This window comes from Candidatus Poribacteria bacterium, from assembly GCA_028820845.1.
Classification (GTDB): domain Bacteria; phylum Poribacteria; class WGA-4E; order WGA-4E; family WGA-3G; genus WGA-3G.
In genome coordinates, this window is sequence record JAPPII010000120.1 from 14,774 (window position 1) to 35,111 (window position 20,338).

17 protein-coding genes are annotated in these 20,338 nt (G+C 48.8%); 14 read left to right on the forward strand and 3 right to left on the reverse strand.

Annotated features, from left to right (window positions below; all coding sequences use genetic code 11):
* Positions 1-4 precede the first annotated feature (4 nt).
* Together OXN25_22925 and OXN25_22930 are read right to left on the reverse strand one after the other, a co-directional pair.
* The gene (locus OXN25_22925) at positions 5-2,023 is read right to left on the reverse strand and encodes a heme lyase CcmF/NrfE family subunit (protein ID MDE0427720.1); all 2,019 of its coding nucleotides are present in this window, start codon (positions 2,021-2,023) and stop codon (positions 5-7) included.
* Between the two features lie 66 nt (positions 2,024-2,089).
* Complete coding sequence (locus OXN25_22930; GenBank protein ID MDE0427721.1) at positions 2,090-2,536, reverse strand: cytochrome c maturation protein CcmE; 447 nt, start codon at positions 2,534-2,536, stop codon at positions 2,090-2,092.
* Between the two features lie 188 nt (positions 2,537-2,724).
* Between OXN25_22930 and OXN25_22935 the strand changes: the two genes are divergently transcribed.
* The 14 genes from OXN25_22935 (at position 2,725) to OXN25_23000 (ending at position 18,740) form a co-directional block, all read left to right on the forward strand.
* Positions 2,725-3,672: a dihydrodipicolinate synthase family protein gene (locus OXN25_22935; GenBank protein ID MDE0427722.1), complete on the forward strand. Its 948-nt coding sequence runs from the start codon at positions 2,725-2,727 to the stop codon at positions 3,670-3,672.
* A 189-nt stretch (positions 3,673-3,861) separates the two neighbouring features.
* Positions 3,862-5,076: a Gfo/Idh/MocA family oxidoreductase gene (locus OXN25_22940; GenBank protein MDE0427723.1), complete on the forward strand. Its 1,215-nt coding sequence runs from the start codon at positions 3,862-3,864 to the stop codon at positions 5,074-5,076.
* A gap of 45 nt (positions 5,077-5,121) precedes the next feature.
* Positions 5,122-6,096: a Gfo/Idh/MocA family oxidoreductase gene (locus OXN25_22945; protein ID MDE0427724.1), complete on the forward strand. Its 975-nt coding sequence runs from the start codon at positions 5,122-5,124 to the stop codon at positions 6,094-6,096.
* Positions 6,097-6,130: 34 nt separating this feature from the next.
* Positions 6,131-7,123 carry a Gfo/Idh/MocA family oxidoreductase gene (locus tag OXN25_22950; protein MDE0427725.1) on the forward strand — a complete coding sequence of 331 codons (993 nt, stop codon included), beginning with the start codon at positions 6,131-6,133 and terminating at the stop codon, positions 7,121-7,123.
* 64 nt (positions 7,124-7,187) lie between these two features.
* Positions 7,188-9,563 (forward strand): glutamine amidotransferase, encoded by a 2,376-nt coding sequence (locus tag OXN25_22955; protein ID MDE0427726.1) that lies wholly within the window; start codon positions 7,188-7,190, stop codon positions 9,561-9,563.
* Positions 9,564-9,605: 42 nt separating this feature from the next.
* Entirely contained in the window at positions 9,606-10,019 is a 414-nt protein-coding gene (locus OXN25_22960) for an aspartyl protease family protein (GenBank protein MDE0427727.1), read from the forward strand.
* Positions 10,020-10,047: 28 nt separating this feature from the next.
* Positions 10,048-10,782: a HEPN domain-containing protein gene (locus OXN25_22965; protein ID MDE0427728.1), complete on the forward strand. Its 735-nt coding sequence runs from the start codon at positions 10,048-10,050 to the stop codon at positions 10,780-10,782.
* A gap of 411 nt (positions 10,783-11,193) precedes the next feature.
* On the forward strand, positions 11,194-12,312 hold the full coding sequence (locus tag OXN25_22970) for a hypothetical protein (protein ID MDE0427729.1): 1,119 nt from the start codon (positions 11,194-11,196) through the stop codon (positions 12,310-12,312).
* A 327-nt stretch (positions 12,313-12,639) separates the two neighbouring features.
* Entirely contained in the window at positions 12,640-14,580 is a 1,941-nt protein-coding gene (locus tag OXN25_22975) for a dockerin type I domain-containing protein (protein MDE0427730.1), read from the forward strand.
* 4 nt (positions 14,581-14,584) lie between these two features.
* A complete protein-coding gene (locus tag OXN25_22980) occupies positions 14,585-15,007 on the forward strand; it encodes a T9SS type A sorting domain-containing protein (protein MDE0427731.1) in 423 nt (140 codons plus the stop codon).
* 140 nt (positions 15,008-15,147) lie between these two features.
* Positions 15,148-15,714, forward strand: a complete 567-nt coding sequence (locus OXN25_22985; GenBank protein MDE0427732.1) for a Uma2 family endonuclease — start codon at positions 15,148-15,150, stop codon at positions 15,712-15,714.
* A gap of 34 nt (positions 15,715-15,748) precedes the next feature.
* Entirely contained in the window at positions 15,749-16,243 is a 495-nt protein-coding gene (locus OXN25_22990) for a hypothetical protein (GenBank protein MDE0427733.1), read from the forward strand.
* 29 nt (positions 16,244-16,272) lie between these two features.
* Positions 16,273-17,628 carry a sulfatase gene (locus OXN25_22995; GenBank protein ID MDE0427734.1) on the forward strand — a complete coding sequence of 452 codons (1,356 nt, stop codon included), beginning with the start codon at positions 16,273-16,275 and terminating at the stop codon, positions 17,626-17,628.
* Between the two features lie 119 nt (positions 17,629-17,747).
* Positions 17,748-18,740: an AAA family ATPase gene (locus OXN25_23000; protein MDE0427735.1), complete on the forward strand. Its 993-nt coding sequence runs from the start codon at positions 17,748-17,750 to the stop codon at positions 18,738-18,740.
* A gap of 73 nt (positions 18,741-18,813) precedes the next feature.
* Here OXN25_23000 and argG read toward each other — a convergent pair whose 3' ends face one another.
* The gene (argG, locus tag OXN25_23005; protein MDE0427736.1) at positions 18,814-20,052 is read right to left on the reverse strand and encodes an argininosuccinate synthase; all 1,239 of its coding nucleotides are present in this window, start codon (positions 20,050-20,052) and stop codon (positions 18,814-18,816) included.
* Positions 20,053-20,338 lie beyond the last annotated feature (286 nt).

The window sequence follows — 20,338 nt, forward strand, 5'->3', positions numbered from 1 at the left end:
CTCATTAAGCCTCTTTACTGTCTTGAGACTTCTCAGCTATAGCAATAATTCCACCGATTACCATAATAGCGACACCAATCCAAACGACACTAATTAGAGGATTGTGATACACCTGAACGTTCACAATATCTCCGCCTTTAATATTCCGCGGCAGCTCACCGAGAGCGATATAGAGGTCATTCACGCCGAAGTGACGGATGGCAGACTCAATCGTATCCTGTTCCCCCTGACCAGCCTTGTAATAGAAGTGGCGTGCCGGTTCCATCGTGCCAATCTGCTTTCCGTTCTTTGCGACATCAAAAATGACACCAGCCCTGCGATAGTTGGCGTATTCTCTCTCAAAGGAGTCTTTCATTGTGAGTTCAAAGGCACCCACCTTCATCGATTCACCAAGTGATAAACTGTCAGATTCGAGGAGAAAATATCCCTTCGATCCCATAATACCAATATAAAGGATTACAATACCGATGTGAATGATATAACCGCCATACCGTCTTTTGTTACGCTGGATGAGGAGACCCAAACCGTTGAGGAGTGAGGTCTCCTGTCGTTTTGCGCGGAGTCTCGCACCGCGATAAAATTCCGCAAATATTGCGACAAGCACGAAGACAGCAGCGGAAACACAGAGCACCGAATAGATAGGAGATGTATTACCTCTTAATGCGAGAAATCCCCAAGTCAACGCACCACTGACCAGACCTATAACCAAGGGCCACATAAACATACGACGGAAGTTATTTGCGGTAATCTTTTTCCATGAAATGATAGGTCCCGCACCCGTCAGGAAGAGGAGCAACAATCCCGGAATAATAACGACCTGATTAAAAAAGGCTTCAGGCACAGATGCCTTTTGACCATTAATTGCCTCGGAGATAATCGGCCACAACGTACCCCAGAGAATAATCAGTGTTAACCCAACGAAAAGCCAATTATTCAGTACAAAGGCACTTTCACGCGAAAGCAGTGATTCAAGACGATTGGCACTTTTCAGTCGGTTCCAACGATAAATGATGAGTCCGACGACCCCAGCCGTCGAAATTAGAATGAAACCGAGGAAATAGCCGCCAATGTCCGATTGTGCAAAGGCATGCACCGATGAGATAATCCCGCTTCGGGTGATAAAAGTGCCGAGCAATGTGAATTGGAAAGCGAGGGTAATCAGGAGGATATTCCACAATTTGAGCATACTCCGCTTTTCCTGGATCATCACAGAATGTAGATAAGCAGTGCCGAGGAGCCACGGCATAAAAGAGGCGTTTTCGACGGGATCCCATGCCCAATAACCGCCCCAACCAAGCTCACGATACGCCCAATTGCCACCGAGCGTGATACCGACGGTCAAAATAATCCAAGAGAAGAGTGTCCATCTCCGAGAACGGAGGATCCAGTCGCTGCCAACTCTACCAGACGCGAGGGCACCAACGGCAAACGCGAACGGTACCGTCAGACTAATCCAACCGATATATAACGTCGGTGGATGAAACGCCATGCTTGGTGTCTGGAGGAGCGGATTCATACCCGCACCATCGGGCGCGACCTGTCCATTCGGGAAGCGAGCGAGTGGGTTGTAAACGCCTTCGATTAAGCCAGTAACAAGGATAATAAAGAAGAGTTGGACAATAGCGACAGGAATTAGGGCATAATCTGCGAGGGTATCACCCGTCTGTTTATTGTATCGGTGGTTCTGCCAGACGACAATCGCCCCAGCAACCGTAAGCAGCCAGAGCCAGAACAATAATGAACCGGACATTCGACCCCAGAGTGCTGTGATTTTATAGAGAAGCGGTTGCGCCGCACTGGACACCTCAACAACATAGCGCATTGAGAAGTCATCAGTTACAAAACCGTAGATTAAAGCAACCGTTGCAATACTGATAAGAATAAAGGTAGCAATAACGGCATTTCTACCGCTTCGCACAGCATTCGGGTTTCGTGTGCGCAGCCCAACGCAGAGAAAACCGATTGCCCATAAACCAGAAAGCACAGAGAGAAATATAGCGGCTTGTCCAATTTCCGCAGTCATACGCGTCTGTGCCTCCTTAAAAAGGTATTTTTGAACATATTGTTTTTTTAAAGTATCGTGTATCTCTTACTGCGAAATGTAAGAAGTTTCATCTGTAGGTATAGCACTCTCTGCCCCTTCATATTTCGAGGCGCACTTCGTCATGAGTTTCGTAGCAACAATAAGGTTTTGCGAGGCATCATATCTACCCTCAACGAAAACGCTACCGCCATCAACAAAGTTATCTGGCTTAAGTCTATCCTTATAAATCACATTGACGGTTGCTGCACTCTCGCGGTCGCGGACAGCAAAGGTGAGTTCAAAATCGGCGGCATCCCATTTGGAACTATCTTCCGCAATGAGACCATCAACTTGGACGAGTTGATTGTCAACTTTGCCCTTATCTACCACAAGCAAAGCAGGTGTAAAATGCTGCACACTCGTCTTTTTAAGCATGACGTACCCTAAAAACACCATACCACTTAGCAAAACGAGGCTCGCAGCAATTATTTTAAGCCTTCTCTGTTTTTGCACCTGAACATCCTCCAGTGATGTAAACCAGACATTTTGATTTTTAACGACACCGACGAGACGAAATCTGTTTTGTTAAAATAATACTTGATTTTGGATTCAAAATCAAGTTAAAATAGAACAAAATCAGAAATACACGCAGAATTTTGCAGAAAGAAAGATCTATTTTGGCAAATCTTTAGGACAAAAAAATGAAATTGAATTGGCAGCACCACTCGTGGGCAGGCGTATTTCCGGCGACGCTCTGTCCTTTTCATGAAGATGAATCCATTGATGAAACCGGACTGCGTCAGTATATGCAGGAACTTGCGAGTGTCCCAGGCATAAAAGGTGTGGTCTGTAACGGACACACCGGCGAAATTATGTCTCTCCGTCTGCATGAAAGACAGCGGGTTACACAAATTACCGCTGAAGCCGTTGGCGACCAAGTTAAAGTCGTCTCAGGCGTGAGTGCGGAAGGGAGTCTTCCGGCAATTGATGACGCACTCGCAGCGAAGGAAGCCGGGGCAGATGCCATTCTCTTAATGCCTGCACACCACTGGCTGCGTTTCGGGAGGACTCCGGAAACCGCAGTCGGCTTCTTCCAAGATGTCGCTGAAGGCGCAGATATACCCATTATTGTTCATCAATATCCGGCATGGACGAAGGCAGGCTATAGTCTCGAAGAGATGTTGGAGATGGTCCAGATCCCACAGGTTATCTGTATTAAGATGGGGACCCGCGACATGGCGCGCTGGCGATGGGATTATGAACAACTCAAAGAAGCGGCACCGGACGTTCCTATCTTGACCTGTCACGATGAATACCTACTCGCTTCGCTGCTTGAAGGCAGTGACGGGGCTCTCATCGGGTTTGCCGGTTTTGTGCCAGAGTTGATGGTAGATGTCGTTCACGCTGCACTCAACAACGACCTACTTGGTGCGCGCAAGGCGCGCAGTCAAGTAGACGCACTGGCGCGGATTGTCTACAACTTTGGTGAACCGAGCAGTGATGCACATCAACGCATGAAATGTGCGCGCTGGTTAATGGGTCGATTCCCATCAATGACGATGCGCCGACCCCTCCGTCAACTGTCCACTGCCGAAGTAGATAATATCCGAACCCGGCTTGAGACAACCGGCTATCAGTGTGTTAATTAGCGGTTAGCAATCAGCAAAAAATCAAAAATCAGCGTAGCGAATGTTCTGATGGCTAATAGTCATTTGGTAAACCAGAAAAATAAATGAACATTTTACCCTGCCCCGGTAGGTGCGGTTTCCTAACCGCACCGGTGCTGAATGTCTGATTAATTCTAAGGTTTACCAATTGAAACAGAATTGGGGAATGAAATGTCACGTTTAAAATATGCACTCATCGGTCACGGTAGACGCGGCGCAGCACATCTGTCAACAGCTGCGACATTAAAGGACACCTTTGAGGTTGTCGCCGTGTGTGACGCACATCGCGAATCGGCAGCGGCAGGCGCAGCGAAGCTGGGCGTTAAGGCATACACCGATGTCCGAAAGCTTATTGAAGAAGTACCCTTGGATGTCTGTGATGTCGTCGTGCCGGCACCACTCCATCATATCGTTTCTTGCTATCTCTCCCGCTGCGGTATTCCGCACAACGTGGAGACCGGACTCGCACCAACCCTCGGTTTGATGGATATGATGATTACTGATGCTACTGAAAATGCGGCCAAACTTCAGACATCAGAGAATTTTCCTTTCGTTCCGGTTGAGCAGTTTGTGTGCAAACTCATTCACGAAGGTGTCATCGGGGATGTCCATAAGTGCTATCGGCTTTTCTCGACGACTGGATACCATGGACTCGCCGCGATACGATGTCGGATGAACGCTGCGCCTACGGCGGTCAGCAGCATAGGACACACGATGCCTGTTACCTCTTACATTGATAGCGCAAAACGGGATTTTAATCGGGAGAACCTCGAATTTTACGCCGTAGATTTTGAAAATGGCGGACTCGGCATCGCCATGGTCGGAAATAAAAACGGGTGTCTCGGACGGAACAAACTCGTCGGTTTTGAGTCGTGTGGTGAACGCGGAACGATTATTACCAACGGAAACCAGAGTGCTACTGGTGGTGAGACGGTCAACGTTTGCACGGATGAGGACATCGCCCTACGCGGCAGCAAGGCACAAACGTACGAATTTCAGAGAGAATATAGTGAGGATGGAACGCTACAACGTATCTTTGTAGAACTTCCACGATCGTTAGGTGGCACTGTTGAATGGGTAAACCCCTATCGGCACACAACTCTACCGGAGCGCGGTATTTCATTGGCGACGATGCTTGACGGTATCGCTCGCGCAGTCCGAGAAGACACGCAACCCCTTTGGACGGGAGAAATGGGAAGGGCAGATCAGGAGATGGTCATCGCCGCACACCGATCCATCCGGACGAATCGTCAACCGATTGCGCTCCCACTTCAACCCGACCCTGCCGAAGAAGAAGCATTTGATCGCAATTTTGAAGAACGATTCGGTGTTCACCCACGTGAAAATATCGAAAAGGCGTTACAGGTTAATTTCAAAGAGCGTTAGGTAGCACGAAAATTGTAACAATTTCAGACCGCAATAGAGGTGAAAATGACTGAAGTTAAAATTGGATTTATCGGATGTGGCGGCAACGCCAATGGTCACATGAATCGGTTAGCCGAAATCGAAGGTGCACGCGTTGTGGCTGTCTGTGATGTTCAAGCTGACCGAGCGCAAAGTGCAGCTGAAAAACATAACGCTGATGCCTATACCGCACACCAGGAACTCCTTGAACGTGATGACTTGGACGCAGTCTATTTGAGTCTTCCGGTCTTTGTTCATGGGCAACCAGAGCTTGATGTTATTGCTCGCGGCTTACCCTTTTTCGTTGAGAAGCCTGTCGCTATCAGTATGGAAATCGCCCGCGAGATTGAAGCAGCAGTAGCGGAAGCCAGACTCATAACCTGTGTCGGTTATCAACTCCGTTACCTCGGTTCGACCCAAATCACACGGCAGATCCTGCAGGACAGAACAATTAACATGGTCGTCGGTAAGTATTGGTGCAGCACTGGACACGGGGACCCGAACGCGTGGCTCCGACAGATGAACAAATCCGGCGGGCAACTTGTCGAACAAGCGACACATACCATCGATATGATGCGCTATATGTGCGGTGAAGTCGAGACCGTCTACGCCATGCAAGCAAATCGGTTTCTCAAAGAAACGGACTGCCCAGATGCGAACAGTGTCTCCCTTCAGTTTGCGAGTGGTGCTGTCGGTTCGCTGACTGCTACTTGGGCTTATGCAGGGGACTGGGCAAACGCCAATATCCTCGATGTGCTTTATGAGGGAGAACTCCTGAATTGGAATCCATCAAAAGTCACAGTACAGGAAGATGGCGACTGGGTAGATAAAACAGCACCGAGTCCGACAATTGATGACGTTTTTGTTGAAGCAGTACGCAGTGGTGATGCCGCTTCAATCTTGAGTCCTTATAGCGATGCGGTTAAAACACTCGCAATATCCCTTGCAGCGAACCAGTCCGCACAGGAAAACAACCCTGTAGACATCTCTTCAATTTTGTAAGTAGGCACTTCAGGTCCCTGAAAAGGAAAAAATTATGCCCGAACCCTCTAATCCAAAACACCGCGTAGCAATCGTCGGTTGTGGTGGCATCTCTCAGGCTCACGGCAACGCTTGGCGAAATGTACCAGAGATTGAAATTGTGGGGGCGTGTGATGAGAAGTTTGAACCGCTTGCACGCTTCGCCACTGAATATAACGTCCAAAATACTTACAACGACCTTCGACAGATGTTGGAGAAACAGCAGCCCGATATCTTGGTGATTGCAACGTGGCCCTCAAGCCATCTGAAAAACGTCTTGGAAGCCGTACGGTGTGGTGTTAAAGGAATTCTCGTTGAAAAACCGATTGCTGTTAATGCCACACAGTTGGAACAGATGATTCAGGTTACCGAACGCGCCAATATTCTGTTGATGGAAGCGTTTATGTATCGACACCACCCCCTAACGCTCGCCGTGAAACAGAAAATTGAAGAAGGCGCCATCGGAGAGGTCCGCTATGCGCGCTCCAGTTTTTCGACAGGCTTGACAGATCGTCGGAATTGGCGATTGAGAGGCGACCTCGGCGGTGGTGCTGTCATGGACTTAGGGTGTTATTCCATTAATATTATCCGTTATCTTGTTGGGCGAGAACCACAGTCGGTCTGGGCAACAGGAAAGTTTGAACCGATCAACAGTGTTTGGGAAACCCTCATCGGGACCTTGGACTTCGGTAATGGGGTTACTGGACAATTGGATTGTAGTTTCGGCTGGACGTGGCGTGAATGTTATGAGGTCGCTGGCACAGAGGGCACGCTCTTCGTTCAGAGCGCGTGGGGCAACTCGGAAGGAGAATCGCATTTCACCATCAACGGTGAAACTTTTAGCGTTACTGGCGTGAATCCGTATAGTGCTGAGATCCTTGACCTGTGCCGAGCAGTGGAAACTGACACACCGACTCTCTTACCGATAGCCGACGCACTCGGGAATATGCGGGTTATTGATGCATTGCACGAGTCCGCACGCACGGGGCAAAGGCACAAAGTGGGCTAAAATTGGAAGTAATTCCGTTTGTAGTAGGGCAATTCATTGCCCGTTGTTAAGCGTAGGTTAAAAAATGTTTGAGAAAATGATGAAGTACCCCATAGATGTCTTCCGAGAAGGCAATTTCTCGTTTGGAGTGCCGCTGCCGGGACTCCTGATAGCCGTGTTGCTCGTCGCGCTTTTTGTGGCTACGATATGGGCATATCGGAGCACGCGCGGACGCACGCGACGCCCATTTCGAGGGATTCTCATTTTCTTTCGCACTGTTGTGCTCTGTTTACTCGCTTTCTGTCTACTTAAACCCTTCCTCACAATTTACCAAACCAGTCCTGATGATTCTTATCTATTGGTAATGGTCGATCAGTCCAAGAGCATGCAGATTACCGATTCGACCGATGATGCAACCCGATTGCACCGCGCCAACGAACTCCTTTTCAAAGAGGGAGAGGGGCTTCTTGAGAAACTAAACGCCAAATTCAAAGTACGATTCTTTGGGTTCGATACGACAGCAAAACGGATTCCGAGCGAACCGTTGAACGCAGCGAACGGCGAAAGTACAGATATTCCGCAGGCGGTTAACGAAGCACTCGACGATCTACAAGGTGTCCCGCTTTCTGGGGCTGTGCTGTTGACAGATGGGGCAGACAGAAGCAGCGCAGACATCGCAAAATTCGCGATGCAAATCCGAGAACGGAAACTCCCTATCCATACCGTCGGTATCGGCTCAAAAACGGGCAACCCGGATCTCGAACTCGTCAAAGTGGATATTCCGAGAACCGCCGAGGAAGATTTCCCCGTAGAAATGTGGTTAACACTCAAACGCAAGGGATTTCCGGGAAAGAAAGTCAACGTTCAACTCATCAGCGACGGACGGATACTGAAAACAGAATCCGTTGATATGGATAAAGAGTCCTCCTGGATGCGCCAACTCCGTGTAACAGATGATGTATCTGACACAAAAACAGAACGTGTCCTGCTCAGGTTCATACCGCGACAAGCGGGCACCCAAAGATTTGAAGTCCATGCAGAGCTAGGCGAAACGGAAGCGGTCCCACAAAATAATACGAAGACGTTTTTATTAAAGGTAGCACCTACAAAACGCGTAAAAATCCTATTCGTTGATGGCAAGCCGCGTTCCGAATTCGGCTTTATAAAACGCGCCCTCAAAAACGATCCGAACATCCAACTAACCGACCGATTCTTGACAAGCTTTACCAACGATACACGGCATTATGGGGGCACACAATCCGAAGCAGCACACAATTTCCGCTTTTATCCCGACCAGAAAGAGATGCTCTTCGACTTTGACGCGATTATCTTAGGCAACGTCGATGCTTCACAATTCACCCCTACGCAGTTAGAGAACACCCATGAATTCGTACGCACCCGAGGCGGTGGACTGCTGATGTTAGGCGGTTCCAAATCTTTAGGGAATCACGAATTCTCGGAATCCTATATTAACACACCGATTGCCCAATGCCTCCCCATAGAGTTGGAAATCGGTTCACCACCGGCACCGTTAGCACCCAGACGACGCGGCTCGCAGTCTCTTAGAAACACGGGATATAAATTGCAATTGACACCCGATGGAAAAGTTGAAACACTCATGGCATTGGCAAATAGCCCAACGGAGAACATAGAGCGTTGGACGCGTCTTCCTACGCTCATGGGCTATAGTAAAGTAAAGCGGGCAAAAGCAGGAGCACTTGTTCTCGCTGAACATCCGACAGATCGGAATGAATTCGGCAATCGCATCCTTATTGCAACCCATAACTACAATGCAGGACGCGTCATGGTGTTTACACCGCACACCTCATGGCGGTGGCGGATGCATACCCCCCACGAAGATGATAGTTATGAACGGTTCTGGCGACAGGTCGCCAAGTGGTTGACAACCGCACCCAAGGAACATATTAGACTCGATATTGCGAAAACCGCCTATTCCCTGAAAGAACCCGTGATAATTGAGGTTACCGCTACAGATCCGCAGTTTGAACCCACAAACAACGCAAAACTCCGAGCAGTTGTGGTTGATGAAGCGGGAAAACGGAGAGAACTGAAACTTGAGCAGGTCCTCGGTAAAGACGGATTCTATACAGCGCGTTTTATTCCGAATCGGTACGGCGAATACACCGTCACTGCTACCGGTACCCTTGATGGTGAAAACCTCGGAGAACAACAGAGTCTGTTCGAGGTAAAGACCTCCTACGCCGAATTTAGCAACGCCGAACTCAACGTCGAGCTTCTCAAAACACTCGCTGAAGGTAGCGGTGGGGCATACTACAGTCCCGAAGAAGCATCGCAACTTGCCAATCGGATTCCACTTGTCGAGAGTGCAACGTCAAAGATTACGGACGTAGACATTTGGGATATGCCCCTAATTTTCGGGTTGGTCATCGCGCTACTTGGATTCGAGTGGTTTCTAAGGAAACGGGGTGGGTTGATATAGCAGAAAAACCGCTTCCCACTAACAACCTTATGGAGATAGAAAATGAAACATACAACAAGAATTGAACTCGTAAACCGAAAAGATATGTTCTTGGCGGAAGCAGGCGTTATCGCCCCTGGAGAAATTCGGCAAGTCATTGTTGAGGACGCGGTCGTTGATACTGGCGCAACCGGGTTGTCCCTCCCAGAACCACTCATTGAACAGCTCGGTTTGACGCCAGTCAGGAATAGACGAGCGCGAACCACGAACGGTATCGTCACTCGAACCGTTTATTCAGAAGTCCGCTATACAGTCTTGGAACGGGACGGAACAATAGAAGTAGCAAACCTGCCAGCGGACCTGCCAGCCCTTGTAGGGCACATGATTTTAGAATACCTTGACCTTTGCCTCGACATCAAAAGAGGTTTGATTTACAATCCCGAGCATGACGATGAGTGGATTGAAGACCAGCTCTAATAAAAATTCTTCAATTGGGCTACAGAAAATGGACAAGATTAGTCGTCAAGACATTCAAGCTACATGCGATGATATTGTGCGGGAATTCGCACCACTACAAGTCATTCTCTTTGGCTCCTATGCTTACGGCACCCCCACAGAGGATTCGGATGTCGACCTACTCGTAGTGATGCCGATTCCCAAATCAGAGACGCGCCGCCAAACCGTAGAAATCCTGCAGCGTATTCCACGCCGGTTTCGCATGGATCTATTGGTGCGTTCTCCTGAAGAAATCGCCTACCGCGTTTCGTATAACGACTGGTTCCTTCGCGAGATCACCGAAAAAGGAAAAGTACTTTATCAATCCACAGATTTTTTCCTAAAACCGATTAAAAAGGAAAAACGCGCTATGAATCCATTAACCTTGGAGTGGATACAAAAGGCTGAAGGCGATTACACCGTTATGCGCCAGAATCATCAATCATCGACGCCTGTCTATGATGCTATCTGCTTCCATGCGCAGCAGTGTATCGAAAAATACCTGAAGGCGTGGCTTCAAGAGGCGAACATCCCTTTTTCAAAAACGCACGATTTAAAAGACTCGCTCAGCTTAATAGCTCCCACTATTCCCGCTTGGCGGGCATGGCACTCGGACTTCTCATCATTTACAACCCATGCTGTGGATCTCCATTATCCGGGAGAGTTTGCCACGGCTGAGGATGCAGCGCATGTAGTGCAGATATGCACTACAGTTCGTCAAGCCGTTCGCGATCAGCTGAATTAGACCCCCCTTCGTCTCTCCATCCAAAACTCCCAACCGCACTTAAGGTGAAATATAGCATATATGGCGTGAGTTTTCACGCCATATATGCGTACAGAGAACCTTATTTCTCCATACCAAAACTTAAAACGAAATACCCCTCTGCATTTTCCCAGAAAGTGTTGTGTAATTTTATAGTTACTTAAGGGTTAAAATTTTTAATTTGAATAAAAACACAAATTGACTTATTATAACTTTAATAGCTGCGGGGGTGCACAAATACTTCTCGTAGAGGTTGGGAACGCACCCTACAGAGACAGGCAACCTCGCCGCTACGATGCCGCGTCATGCCTTGAAGGGACGCTGATGGCAGGCTATTTATGCACTTAGAATACGGAATCTACTATATTTACCAAAACAGGAGATTTTTCATAGATGAAAGTTAATCGGATTTTGATGTTAATACTGTTTTTGATTCCCGCCATAGTGCTAATTGGCGCGTGTCAACAGCAGGCGAACGCGGCAACACAAGATTTTATCTTTAACGAGGACACAATCCGTGTCGATATTGACGGTTTCAGTTTAGCTGGTGGCAAGTCCGGTATTCTTGATCTGGTTGAGGTTGGCAGCGCGGGAGATCTCGCGCTTATACCCGGTATTCAGGAACTATCTATAACTGACGCGGATGGACAGCAAGTCCTCTGGGAGGAAGGACAATCTATCCTTGCCCAAGCACTCGGAATACCCTTTTCCGCGGTGCCAGCTTCTGACATAAAACTGTTTCAACTGAGACGCGAAGACGGAGGAACATTTGATTTTTTCTCAGCTTTTGATCTGAGTGATAAGCTTGATAAGATAAAATCCCGTACTACCCGCGCTCACTTTTATCGGGACGCGGTTCTGCGCGCAGTGGTTTTGGAAGAAACGGGACGTCTGTATCCCGATCTCTTACCCGACGCAATTGACCACAGTTTGGACGGCAGTTTACAACTCTTGGGTTTGGCAAATATCGGGGCGAAAGTTGGGGGATCTGCCTATCAACACCTGCGTCAAGTTGAAGATTATAGGAAAGCACTTGAACACGGACAGATTGTCAGTAAAAATGAACTTGCGAAGAAAGTAGCACATAGGATTCATAAGGGGCCTTTCGGCAAGAGCGTACGTGCCTTAGGTGTGTTGAGTGCTGTACTTGAGTTAGCGGATAATATCAATGACGAAATCCGTCGGAATTCTCTTATGGCAGAAATGGCCAAAGATATTATCATATTGAAAGGTTTAGAGGATACGTTGCTACTCATGGAGCAGGTGGGCGGTCTTAAGGACCCCGCAATGATCGATGGCATGAAAATGGCACTTGACGATTTGACGGTAATTAGTAAGGATCGATTAACAGCTGTTGCCAAAGGAATTGGGAAGACAACACCGACGCTGATTAGAGTTTTGGCTCCACAAGTACTAAAGTTATCTGGAAAAGCCCTGAAAGCGGCACCGAAAGTGGGAAAATTTGTGAAAATTGGTTCAAGTGGTTTGCTTGTAGCGTTATACCAATTCTAATTGATAATTCCTCTTAAAAGGTTGGCTATTTTTCAGCACTGCTCGGTGCGGTTAGAAACCGCACCTACTGGGTGTGACGTGAGTGGGTTCGGTTAATGCGAGATAAACTTTTAGAAATGGTATTAGAAGCCGCTGAACTCGTTAAGGATCGCTCAAGCCACCGGAGGCGAATATTTTGAGGCATCCCATGACTATCATATACAGACCGTTTACAGCGTAATCCTTGACAAAACGACCGGTAAATCTACAATCGCAAGCTACGCCGGTTATATTAATGAGAACCAGCAAATTACGAAGAATGTCTCAATTGATGATACCGTCGATCAGATGGACGTTTCCTGCAACTGGCAGGGCAGCACGATTGAACTCGTGCTTATTGATCCAGATGGCACTCAGATAACGCCCCGGGACGCTGCTGCGAACCCACGCATCACTTATAAACCCGCGCCGACTTATGCCATCTATACGCTTGAGAATCCAAAGGTAGGCGAATGGCAGATACAGGCGACCGGCACAGATATTCCACCGCAAGGAGAACCCTTCAACCTCACCGTGAGCGCGGCTTCAGATTTTTTTACCAATCTCCTCTCCTTCGATTCAAGTTATACCGTTGGCGAAACCATCCAGATCGGCATCGAGGTCCAAGAAAAAACTGGGGATACATTTGCCGCAGTGTTAGGCGCGACGACTGCTGCCAAAGTCATTCGTCCAGACGGCAGAGTTGATACGCTTAACTTACACGATGACGGTAGTCATGATGATCGTGCGGCGAACGACGGTGTCTATGCCAATAACTACCGCTCCGTCGATAAACACGGAACATACCTCATTCAAGTGTCGGCGGAAAACGGGTTCTCTCGCGAAATTCAGAGACAGGTTGTCGTAGGGCGTATTGATAATGTCTTTATTGATGGGTCAAGCTTGACTCCCGCTGCAGGGGCAACGCTCAAGCAAACCCCAAGCGTTATCAGTGCGGTGATCTCAGGACCTGCAGGCAAGATTAACAGCAATTCAATTGTGCTGAAGGTTGACAGAAACACTGTCTCACATACTTATGATAGCATAAACCAACTCGTTTCCTACCGGGCGGGCGGTTTATCCAGTGGCGAACACAATGTGCAGTTAAGTGTCCGGGATACGAGCGGTAATGCAATTGAGACGACTTGGTCATTTAGGACGCAAGTTGCAGACGCGCTAACAGAACGCACAACCCTCACAGGGCATACGAGCAGTGTCTATAGCGTCGCGTTTAGTCCAGATGGACAAACTATCGCAAGTGGAAGTGGTGACAACACCATCCGTTTCTGGGATGTTAACACAGCCACTGAAATCAAAAAACTCATAGGGCATACGGACAGTGTCTACAGCGTCGCGTTTAGTCCAGATGGACAAACTATCGCAAGTGGGAGTTTTGACAACACCATCCGTCTCTGGAATGTCACCACCGGTGCTGAAATCAAAAAACTCATAGGGCATACCGATTGGGTTTGGGACGTAGCGTTCAGTCCGGATGGACAAACTATCGTAAGTACAAGTGTCGACAAAACTGTTCGCCTCTGGGATGTTGCCACCGGCACACATGAAACCCTCACAAGGCATACGGATGCTGTCAGTAGCGTATCATTCAGTCCGGATGGACAAACTATCGCAGGGGGTAGTCTTGACAATATCATTTATCTCTGGGATGTAAACACTGGCATGCAACGTAAAACACTTATAGGACATACGGGGGTTGTCTGGGACGTATCATTCAGTCCGGATGGGCAGACACTCGCAAGTGGGAGTGCTGACAGAACTCTCCATCTGTGGGATGTCACCACCAGCATACAACACCAAATACTCACAGGGCATACGCAAGGTGTCTATAGTGTGGCGTTTAGTCCGGATGGGCAGACACTCGCAAGTGGGAGTGCCGGCCGAATCATCTGTCTCTGGGATGTAAACACCGGCATCCAACGCCAAACCCTCACAGGGCACACGGATACTGTCCTCAGCGTGGCGTTTAGTCCGGATGGGCAGACACTCGTAAGTGGGGGAGATGACAATACCATCCGGCTCTGGGGAGCCGCACCAGATGTTCAACCGTCAGCGTTAGCGGCAGATGTGAACGGCGATGGGGTCGTAGATACCCAGGATCTAACATTGGTTCACGCGAACTTGGGAAAATATGGACAGAACGATGCGGATATCAACGGTGATGGCATTGTGAATGCAGAGGATATCGTTTTGGTTTTAGCGGCAATAGAGGCGGCTGCCGGCGCGCCATAGACAGGTGTCGCATCTATTCACCCCAGAAGAGGTACAACAGTGGCTCACTGAAGCCAGACAGTTCGCCGATAAGTCGCCTGCTCATCGGCGCGGGGTGTTGTTATTGGCACAACTCCTTACCCTGTTAGCACCAGAAGAAACTGTGCTATTACCGAATTATCCGAATCCATTCAACCCAGAAACGTGGATCCCGTATCGTTTAGCAAACCCCGCAGAGGTCACACTCACGATCTATGCCGTCAACGGGCAGGTTGTACGTACCTTGGACTTAGGGCATCAGACAGCAGGTTTCTATGAAGATCGAAACCGTGCCGCGTACTGGGATGGCAGGAACGCACAAGGGGAGTCTGTTGCAAGTGGTGTCTATTTCTATACGCTATCCGCTGGCGATTTCACTGCTACGCGAAAATTGTTGATTCGGAAATAAGACCTGTTTATCTGGTATAATATTCAGGCAGGGAGCTCTTATGGCTCCCTGCTTTTTTGTCAGAATTTTGCCTTGACAAACGCAACGTTAGATGTTACAATAAACCTCACAGAGCACTCAGTCACAGAGGCATAAAACGCATGACACAACAAGAACTCCATGAAATCGTGGAAGGGATTCGTTCACCCGAACAGGTCTCCATGACATTGGCAGAATTTCTTGAGTACGATATAGAAGGATATGAGTACGTTAAAGGAGAATTAGTGCCGATGTCACCAGCGACGAGAGCACATAGCAGGATTAGTGTCAACGTCATTCGGTATTTGGACCAGCATGTCCGTGAGAATCAGTTAGGGGAGGTACATGTAGAGACAACTTTTCAGGTTGGTGAACGTGGACTGAAGCCAGATGTGGCGTTTGTGTCAACAACCCGGTTAGATGGAGACGAAAACAAAGGATTTCCGATACCGCCCGATCTGGCAATTGAGGTCGTTTCGCCGACAGACGCTCAGTCGCGTATTGTCGACAAAGCGTTTGCCTATCTGAACGCAGGGACGCGCCGCGTCTGGGTTCTTGAACCCCGCTCTCAAACAGTGACGGTTTACCGTTCTGAAAAAGATATGACCCTGCTTACGTGTGAAGACACTCTCACCGCTGAGGATGTTGTACCAGGGTTCACCTGTTCCGTCTCGCAACTTTTCGAGTAACCAGGGTCGCCCTGAAGGAAAACAACAGAACATTTTGAAGGATAAAAACTGGCTCTCGGATTTTATGCGGGAAGACGATACAGTGTCCGTGCTTGGGATGCTAATTCCGCGTAGAAAATATAACATATCGCTTTTGCTATACGGAATTATTTTTTGTATAGCAGCAGTGGGACTTACAACTTGGGAGTTTCTTGTGGATCAGCCGAAGATCGTTGCAGTGAGATCCACGCTGTCCTCACTGGCTCGGTTTGGGTTCATCGAGGCAGTATTTTTTATGATACTCCCACACATGAGGAGGATGATGATGTATTGGGAATTGAGAAAGAAGATGCCAGAGATCATAGAGAAAGCCGTAGCTGAAGCGGTAGCCGAAGCCGTAGCTGAAGCGGTAGCCGAAGCCGTGCCAAAGGCGGTGGCAAAAACGCGACAGGAAGATTTCGCCCGCTTTAAACAGTTCTGTGAAAAACATGGCATTACCTATACCGAAGAAGATTGGACCGACGAAACGCCTGACGGCAAAGACGAGTAACGCGCTTGTTACAAGTGAAAAGGAGAACGATGAACAATTCCTACAAAAGCGTCATGTTCGTTATCGCTGACGATTGGAGCCGTATCGCAAAATGCTACGGAAACGATGTTATTCGTACACCAAACATTGATGCCTTCGCCGAACGCGGTGTCGTGTTTGACCATGCATTCTGTACAAGTCCATCTTGTGCTGTGAGTCGCGCCTGCATTCTCACAGGACAACACAGCCACACACATGGACAATACGGACACTGCCACGGGATTCACGGATTCCGTACGCATGAACATATCACATCAGTGCCGAAAATCCTGAAAGCACACGGATTTGCTACAGCGTGTATCGGAAAGAAACACGTCGAACCCGCCACAGTCTATCCGTTTGATTATGAGCCGAGGGTCGACGCGAGAAGCCCTGTAGATATGGCAGCGAAGGTAAATGACTTTCTCGCTGAGAACGCCGACAAACCGTTCTATCTCCACATCGGTAGCAGCTATCCACACCGAGCAGGCAAAGGCTTCGGAAATGACCGGACACATGCCGGTATTGAATCCGACCCCTATAGCCCGGACGAAATAATCGTGCCGAATTTCCTGCCAGATGTCCCAGCAGTCCGTGAAGACCTCGCTGACTATTACGAAAGCGTTTCACGATGGGATGCTGTAGTGGGAGGGGTATTAGATGCCCTGGACGCTTCTGGACGCGCAGACGAAACCCTCGTCTTCGTCACAACAGATCACGCCATGCCGTTTCCGGGCGCGAAAGCATCGAGCTTTGACAGCGGACACCACTGCCCACTGCTTATCGCCAGCCCTACACAACAAAAACGCGGCTTCCACAACCAAGCACTCGTCAATTGGGTCGATTTCTGTCCAACGATGTTAGAGTGGTGCGGTGTCGAGCATCCCGATGGCACGGACGCACTCCCGGGCAGGTCTATTCTCTCCATCCTCGAAGATGACAGCGCGCATCCAGGGAACGGTGAATGGGAAGAAACCTATTTTTCTCATTGCTTCCACGAGGTGACCAACTACTATCCCTATCGCGTGTTGCGCGGTCGACGGTATAAGTACGTCCGGAATCTGGCGTATCAATTGGAGACGCCGCTCCCCAGTGACCTGTTCCGATCCATCTCATGGACAGCCGTTCGGAACGATAACGTCCAACAACTCGGTGAACGACAGCGGACAGACTTTCTACACCAAGGGCGCGAGGCACTCTTTGACATAGAAAACGATCCAGCAGAATCACAAAATCTTATTGACGTGCCAGCGTTACAAGACATCGCCAACGAGATGCGCCAAAAGGTCATCGACTTCAGGCAGAAAACTGAGGATCCCTGGCTTGAGCAGTCCTTCCAGGAAGGCGAAACGCAATCTTTCTTTTAATTCCGGTTAGCAATCAGTCATCGGCTTCAGCCACTCGCTTGTGGTAATTGAAAACGCTTGCGCCTACCATAAAGGTTTCTTTCTGACCGCTGAAAGCCGACTGTTGACAGCCATCTAATATGCAAAATTACGATTTAGAAGCGATGAATGCCCGCATCCAAGCGGACAGTGGGCACATACAGCAGATTTTCACAGAGTCGGGAAAAGTTATCGTCGGGCAAAGCGAGTTATTGGAAGGATTGCTCATCGGGCTGCTCTGCAACGGGCATATTCTGCTTGAAGGCGTACCTGGACTGGCAAAGACAACCGCCGTGAGCGCGCTCGCGCAAACGATTGACGCTTCCTTCAACCGCCTACAATTCACGCCCGACCTACTCCCTGCAGACCTCATCGGCACACTCATCTACGACCAACAGAAGGGTGATTTCTACACGAAAAAGGGACCTATTTTCGCTAACGTCATCCTCGCAGACGAGATAAACCGCGCACCCGCCAAAGTCCAAAGCGCACTTCTCGAAGCGATGCAGGAACGGCAAGTTACAATCGGTGGAACGACCTATCCACTTGATGACCCATTCCTTGTTCTGGCAACCCAGAACCCAATTGAACATGAAGGCACCTATCCACTGCCAGAAGCACAGGTGGATCGGTTTATGCTAAAGATTAAAGTTGACTATCCTTCGCACGCAGAAGAATTGCAAATCCTCCGACGGATGACAACCGAAGAAATCCAAGCAATTCAGCAAGTGATTTCCCCGAAAGATATTATCCGATTCCGAGAAATCGTCCGCAGTATCTATATGGCTGAACAGTTGGAGAACTATATCGTCGATCTGGTGTGTGCGACGCGGACACCCGAAGCTTATCAATTAGATGAACTTAGCAGCTTGATTGAATACGGCGCATCGCCGCGTGCGACCATCTTTTTGGCATTTGCTGCGAGGGCGCGAGCGTTTCTCTCCCAACGCGGCTACGTTACCCCTGAAGATATTCACGCCGTGGGTATGGATGTGCTAAGGCATCGGGTCATTATCAGTTACGAAGCGGAAGCGGACGGTCGTGATGTGGAGAGTATCATTTCACAAGTATTCGCGAAAATTGAAGTGCCTTAAGAACCCTTCCTTCCCTTCCATTCTTCAATACTTCACTTTTCCGCCGTTGCCACCTTCCATTCTTCCTTTCTTTTTACTCCTGCGTGTGTCCAGCAACAGCCGAGGCACGCGCCCCTACACCGAGTACCGCCAAGAATCCCTCTGAATCCGCATGGTCGAAGTCACCAACCGCTTCCATAGATGCCGTCTCTTCGGAGTAGAGTGAGTGTGGCGCACCACCTGCGGCATGGAACGCAACATTCCCTTTATAAAGTGCTACTGTGATAGTTCCACTCGCCAATTGGGTTAGCGGCGCAATAGAAGCCAACAGTGCCTGTGTAGCAGCATCGAACCAATAGCCTTGATAGACCTGCTCAGCGATTGTAGCCGCAACGCCATCAAAGTGTCGGCGCGCCCGTCTGTCCAAAATCAGTTGGAGTAGATATTCATAACACTTTCCAAGCAATTCCATCCCTGGAGACTCATAGACCCCGCGGCTTTTAATCCCGACAAACCGATTTTCAACGGTATGGATGCCGATACCGACACCATTTCGACCGCCGATACGATTCGCCTCCAGTAGACTCTGGAGCGGTGTGACGGGGCTTCCGTTAACCTCAACAGGTATTCCCCGCGCAAACGTAACAGTAAAATGCTCTACATCGTCAGGGGCGTCTTTCGGATGCACGCCCATACCCGGACTAATAAATCCTGCAGCGGTTTTCAGGGATTCGAGTCGCCCAGCTTCATGCGTCAATCCGAGGAGATTCGCATCAGTCGAATAAGGTTTTTCGTGTGTGGCGGTAATCGGGAGGTTGTGTGCTTGGCAGAAGTCTATCATCTCTTTCCTACCACCGAAATTTTTGAGAAATTCAGGATCCCGCCACGGCGCGTATACCTCAAAACGTGGATTCAGCATATTAGTAGCGAGTTGAAATCTAACCTGGTCGTTGCCTCTACCGGTTGCACCGTGCGTTAAAATGGAAATATCGCGTTTCTCCATCTCCGGCAGGAGAGCTTTCACCGTGACATGCCGTGCGATACCTGTTGTATTCCAATAACCGCCTTCATACATCGCTTGGCACTGGACGAGGCGAATACCGTCTTCTGCAAGCGCGTCCTTCGCATCTACAATAATAGCGTCTTCGGCACCGCATGCCAACATCCGTTCTTTAATTTCAGATACGTCTCGTTCATCAGGTTGTCCGAGATCTGCCGTAAAGCAGACGACTTTAACGCCGTTATCGACCAACCACTTGGTGATGGTGCAACTATCCAAACCGCCCGAAACAGCGGCACCCACTGTTTTTCCTTTTAATGTTTCAATATTCAAAGTAATCTCCAAGGTATTGTGTTTAGTTATGACGGAATTATACCATTTTTTTTCGCAGCTTGCAAATCTATATTGAGACATTTAACGAAGGCGTATTGATAATTTATTTCGCTTATAGTATAATGATTTCAATGGCGCGATGGTACCCGTGTCATTCAAAACAACGAACCCCAGAAGAGGGAAACTGCGAGATCTTTCTCCCGCGAACGCTCACAACCTACGTCAACTTCGCAATTTTCACACGCCGCTCTCAAGTCATTTTCAAGGTTCGTAAAAACTCGATAAC

Excerpts from the sequence above, each read along its gene's own strand:
- OXN25_22925 (MDE0427720.1), bottom strand. The coding sequence starts at position 2,023 with ATGACTGCGGAAATTGGACAAGCCGCTATATTTCTCTCTGTGCTTTCT.
- OXN25_22935 (MDE0427722.1), top strand. The coding sequence starts at position 2,725 with ATGAAATTGAATTGGCAGCACCACTCGTGGGCAGGCGTATTTCCGGCG.
- OXN25_22940 (MDE0427723.1), top strand. The coding sequence starts at position 3,862 with ATGTCACGTTTAAAATATGCACTCATCGGTCACGGTAGACGCGGCGCA.
- OXN25_22945 (MDE0427724.1), top strand. The coding sequence starts at position 5,122 with ATGACTGAAGTTAAAATTGGATTTATCGGATGTGGCGGCAACGCCAAT.
- OXN25_22950 (MDE0427725.1), top strand. The coding sequence starts at position 6,131 with ATGCCCGAACCCTCTAATCCAAAACACCGCGTAGCAATCGTCGGTTGT.
- OXN25_22955 (MDE0427726.1), top strand. The coding sequence starts at position 7,188 with ATGTTTGAGAAAATGATGAAGTACCCCATAGATGTCTTCCGAGAAGGC.
- OXN25_22960 (MDE0427727.1), top strand. The coding sequence starts at position 9,606 with ATGAAACATACAACAAGAATTGAACTCGTAAACCGAAAAGATATGTTC.
- OXN25_22965 (MDE0427728.1), top strand. The coding sequence starts at position 10,048 with ATGGACAAGATTAGTCGTCAAGACATTCAAGCTACATGCGATGATATT.
- OXN25_22970 (MDE0427729.1), top strand. The coding sequence starts at position 11,194 with ATGAAAGTTAATCGGATTTTGATGTTAATACTGTTTTTGATTCCCGCC.
- OXN25_22975 (MDE0427730.1), top strand. The coding sequence starts at position 12,640 with ATGGACGTTTCCTGCAACTGGCAGGGCAGCACGATTGAACTCGTGCTT.
- OXN25_22985 (MDE0427732.1), top strand. The coding sequence starts at position 15,148 with ATGACACAACAAGAACTCCATGAAATCGTGGAAGGGATTCGTTCACCC.
- OXN25_22995 (MDE0427734.1), top strand. The coding sequence starts at position 16,273 with ATGAACAATTCCTACAAAAGCGTCATGTTCGTTATCGCTGACGATTGG.
- OXN25_23000 (MDE0427735.1), top strand. The coding sequence starts at position 17,748 with ATGCAAAATTACGATTTAGAAGCGATGAATGCCCGCATCCAAGCGGAC.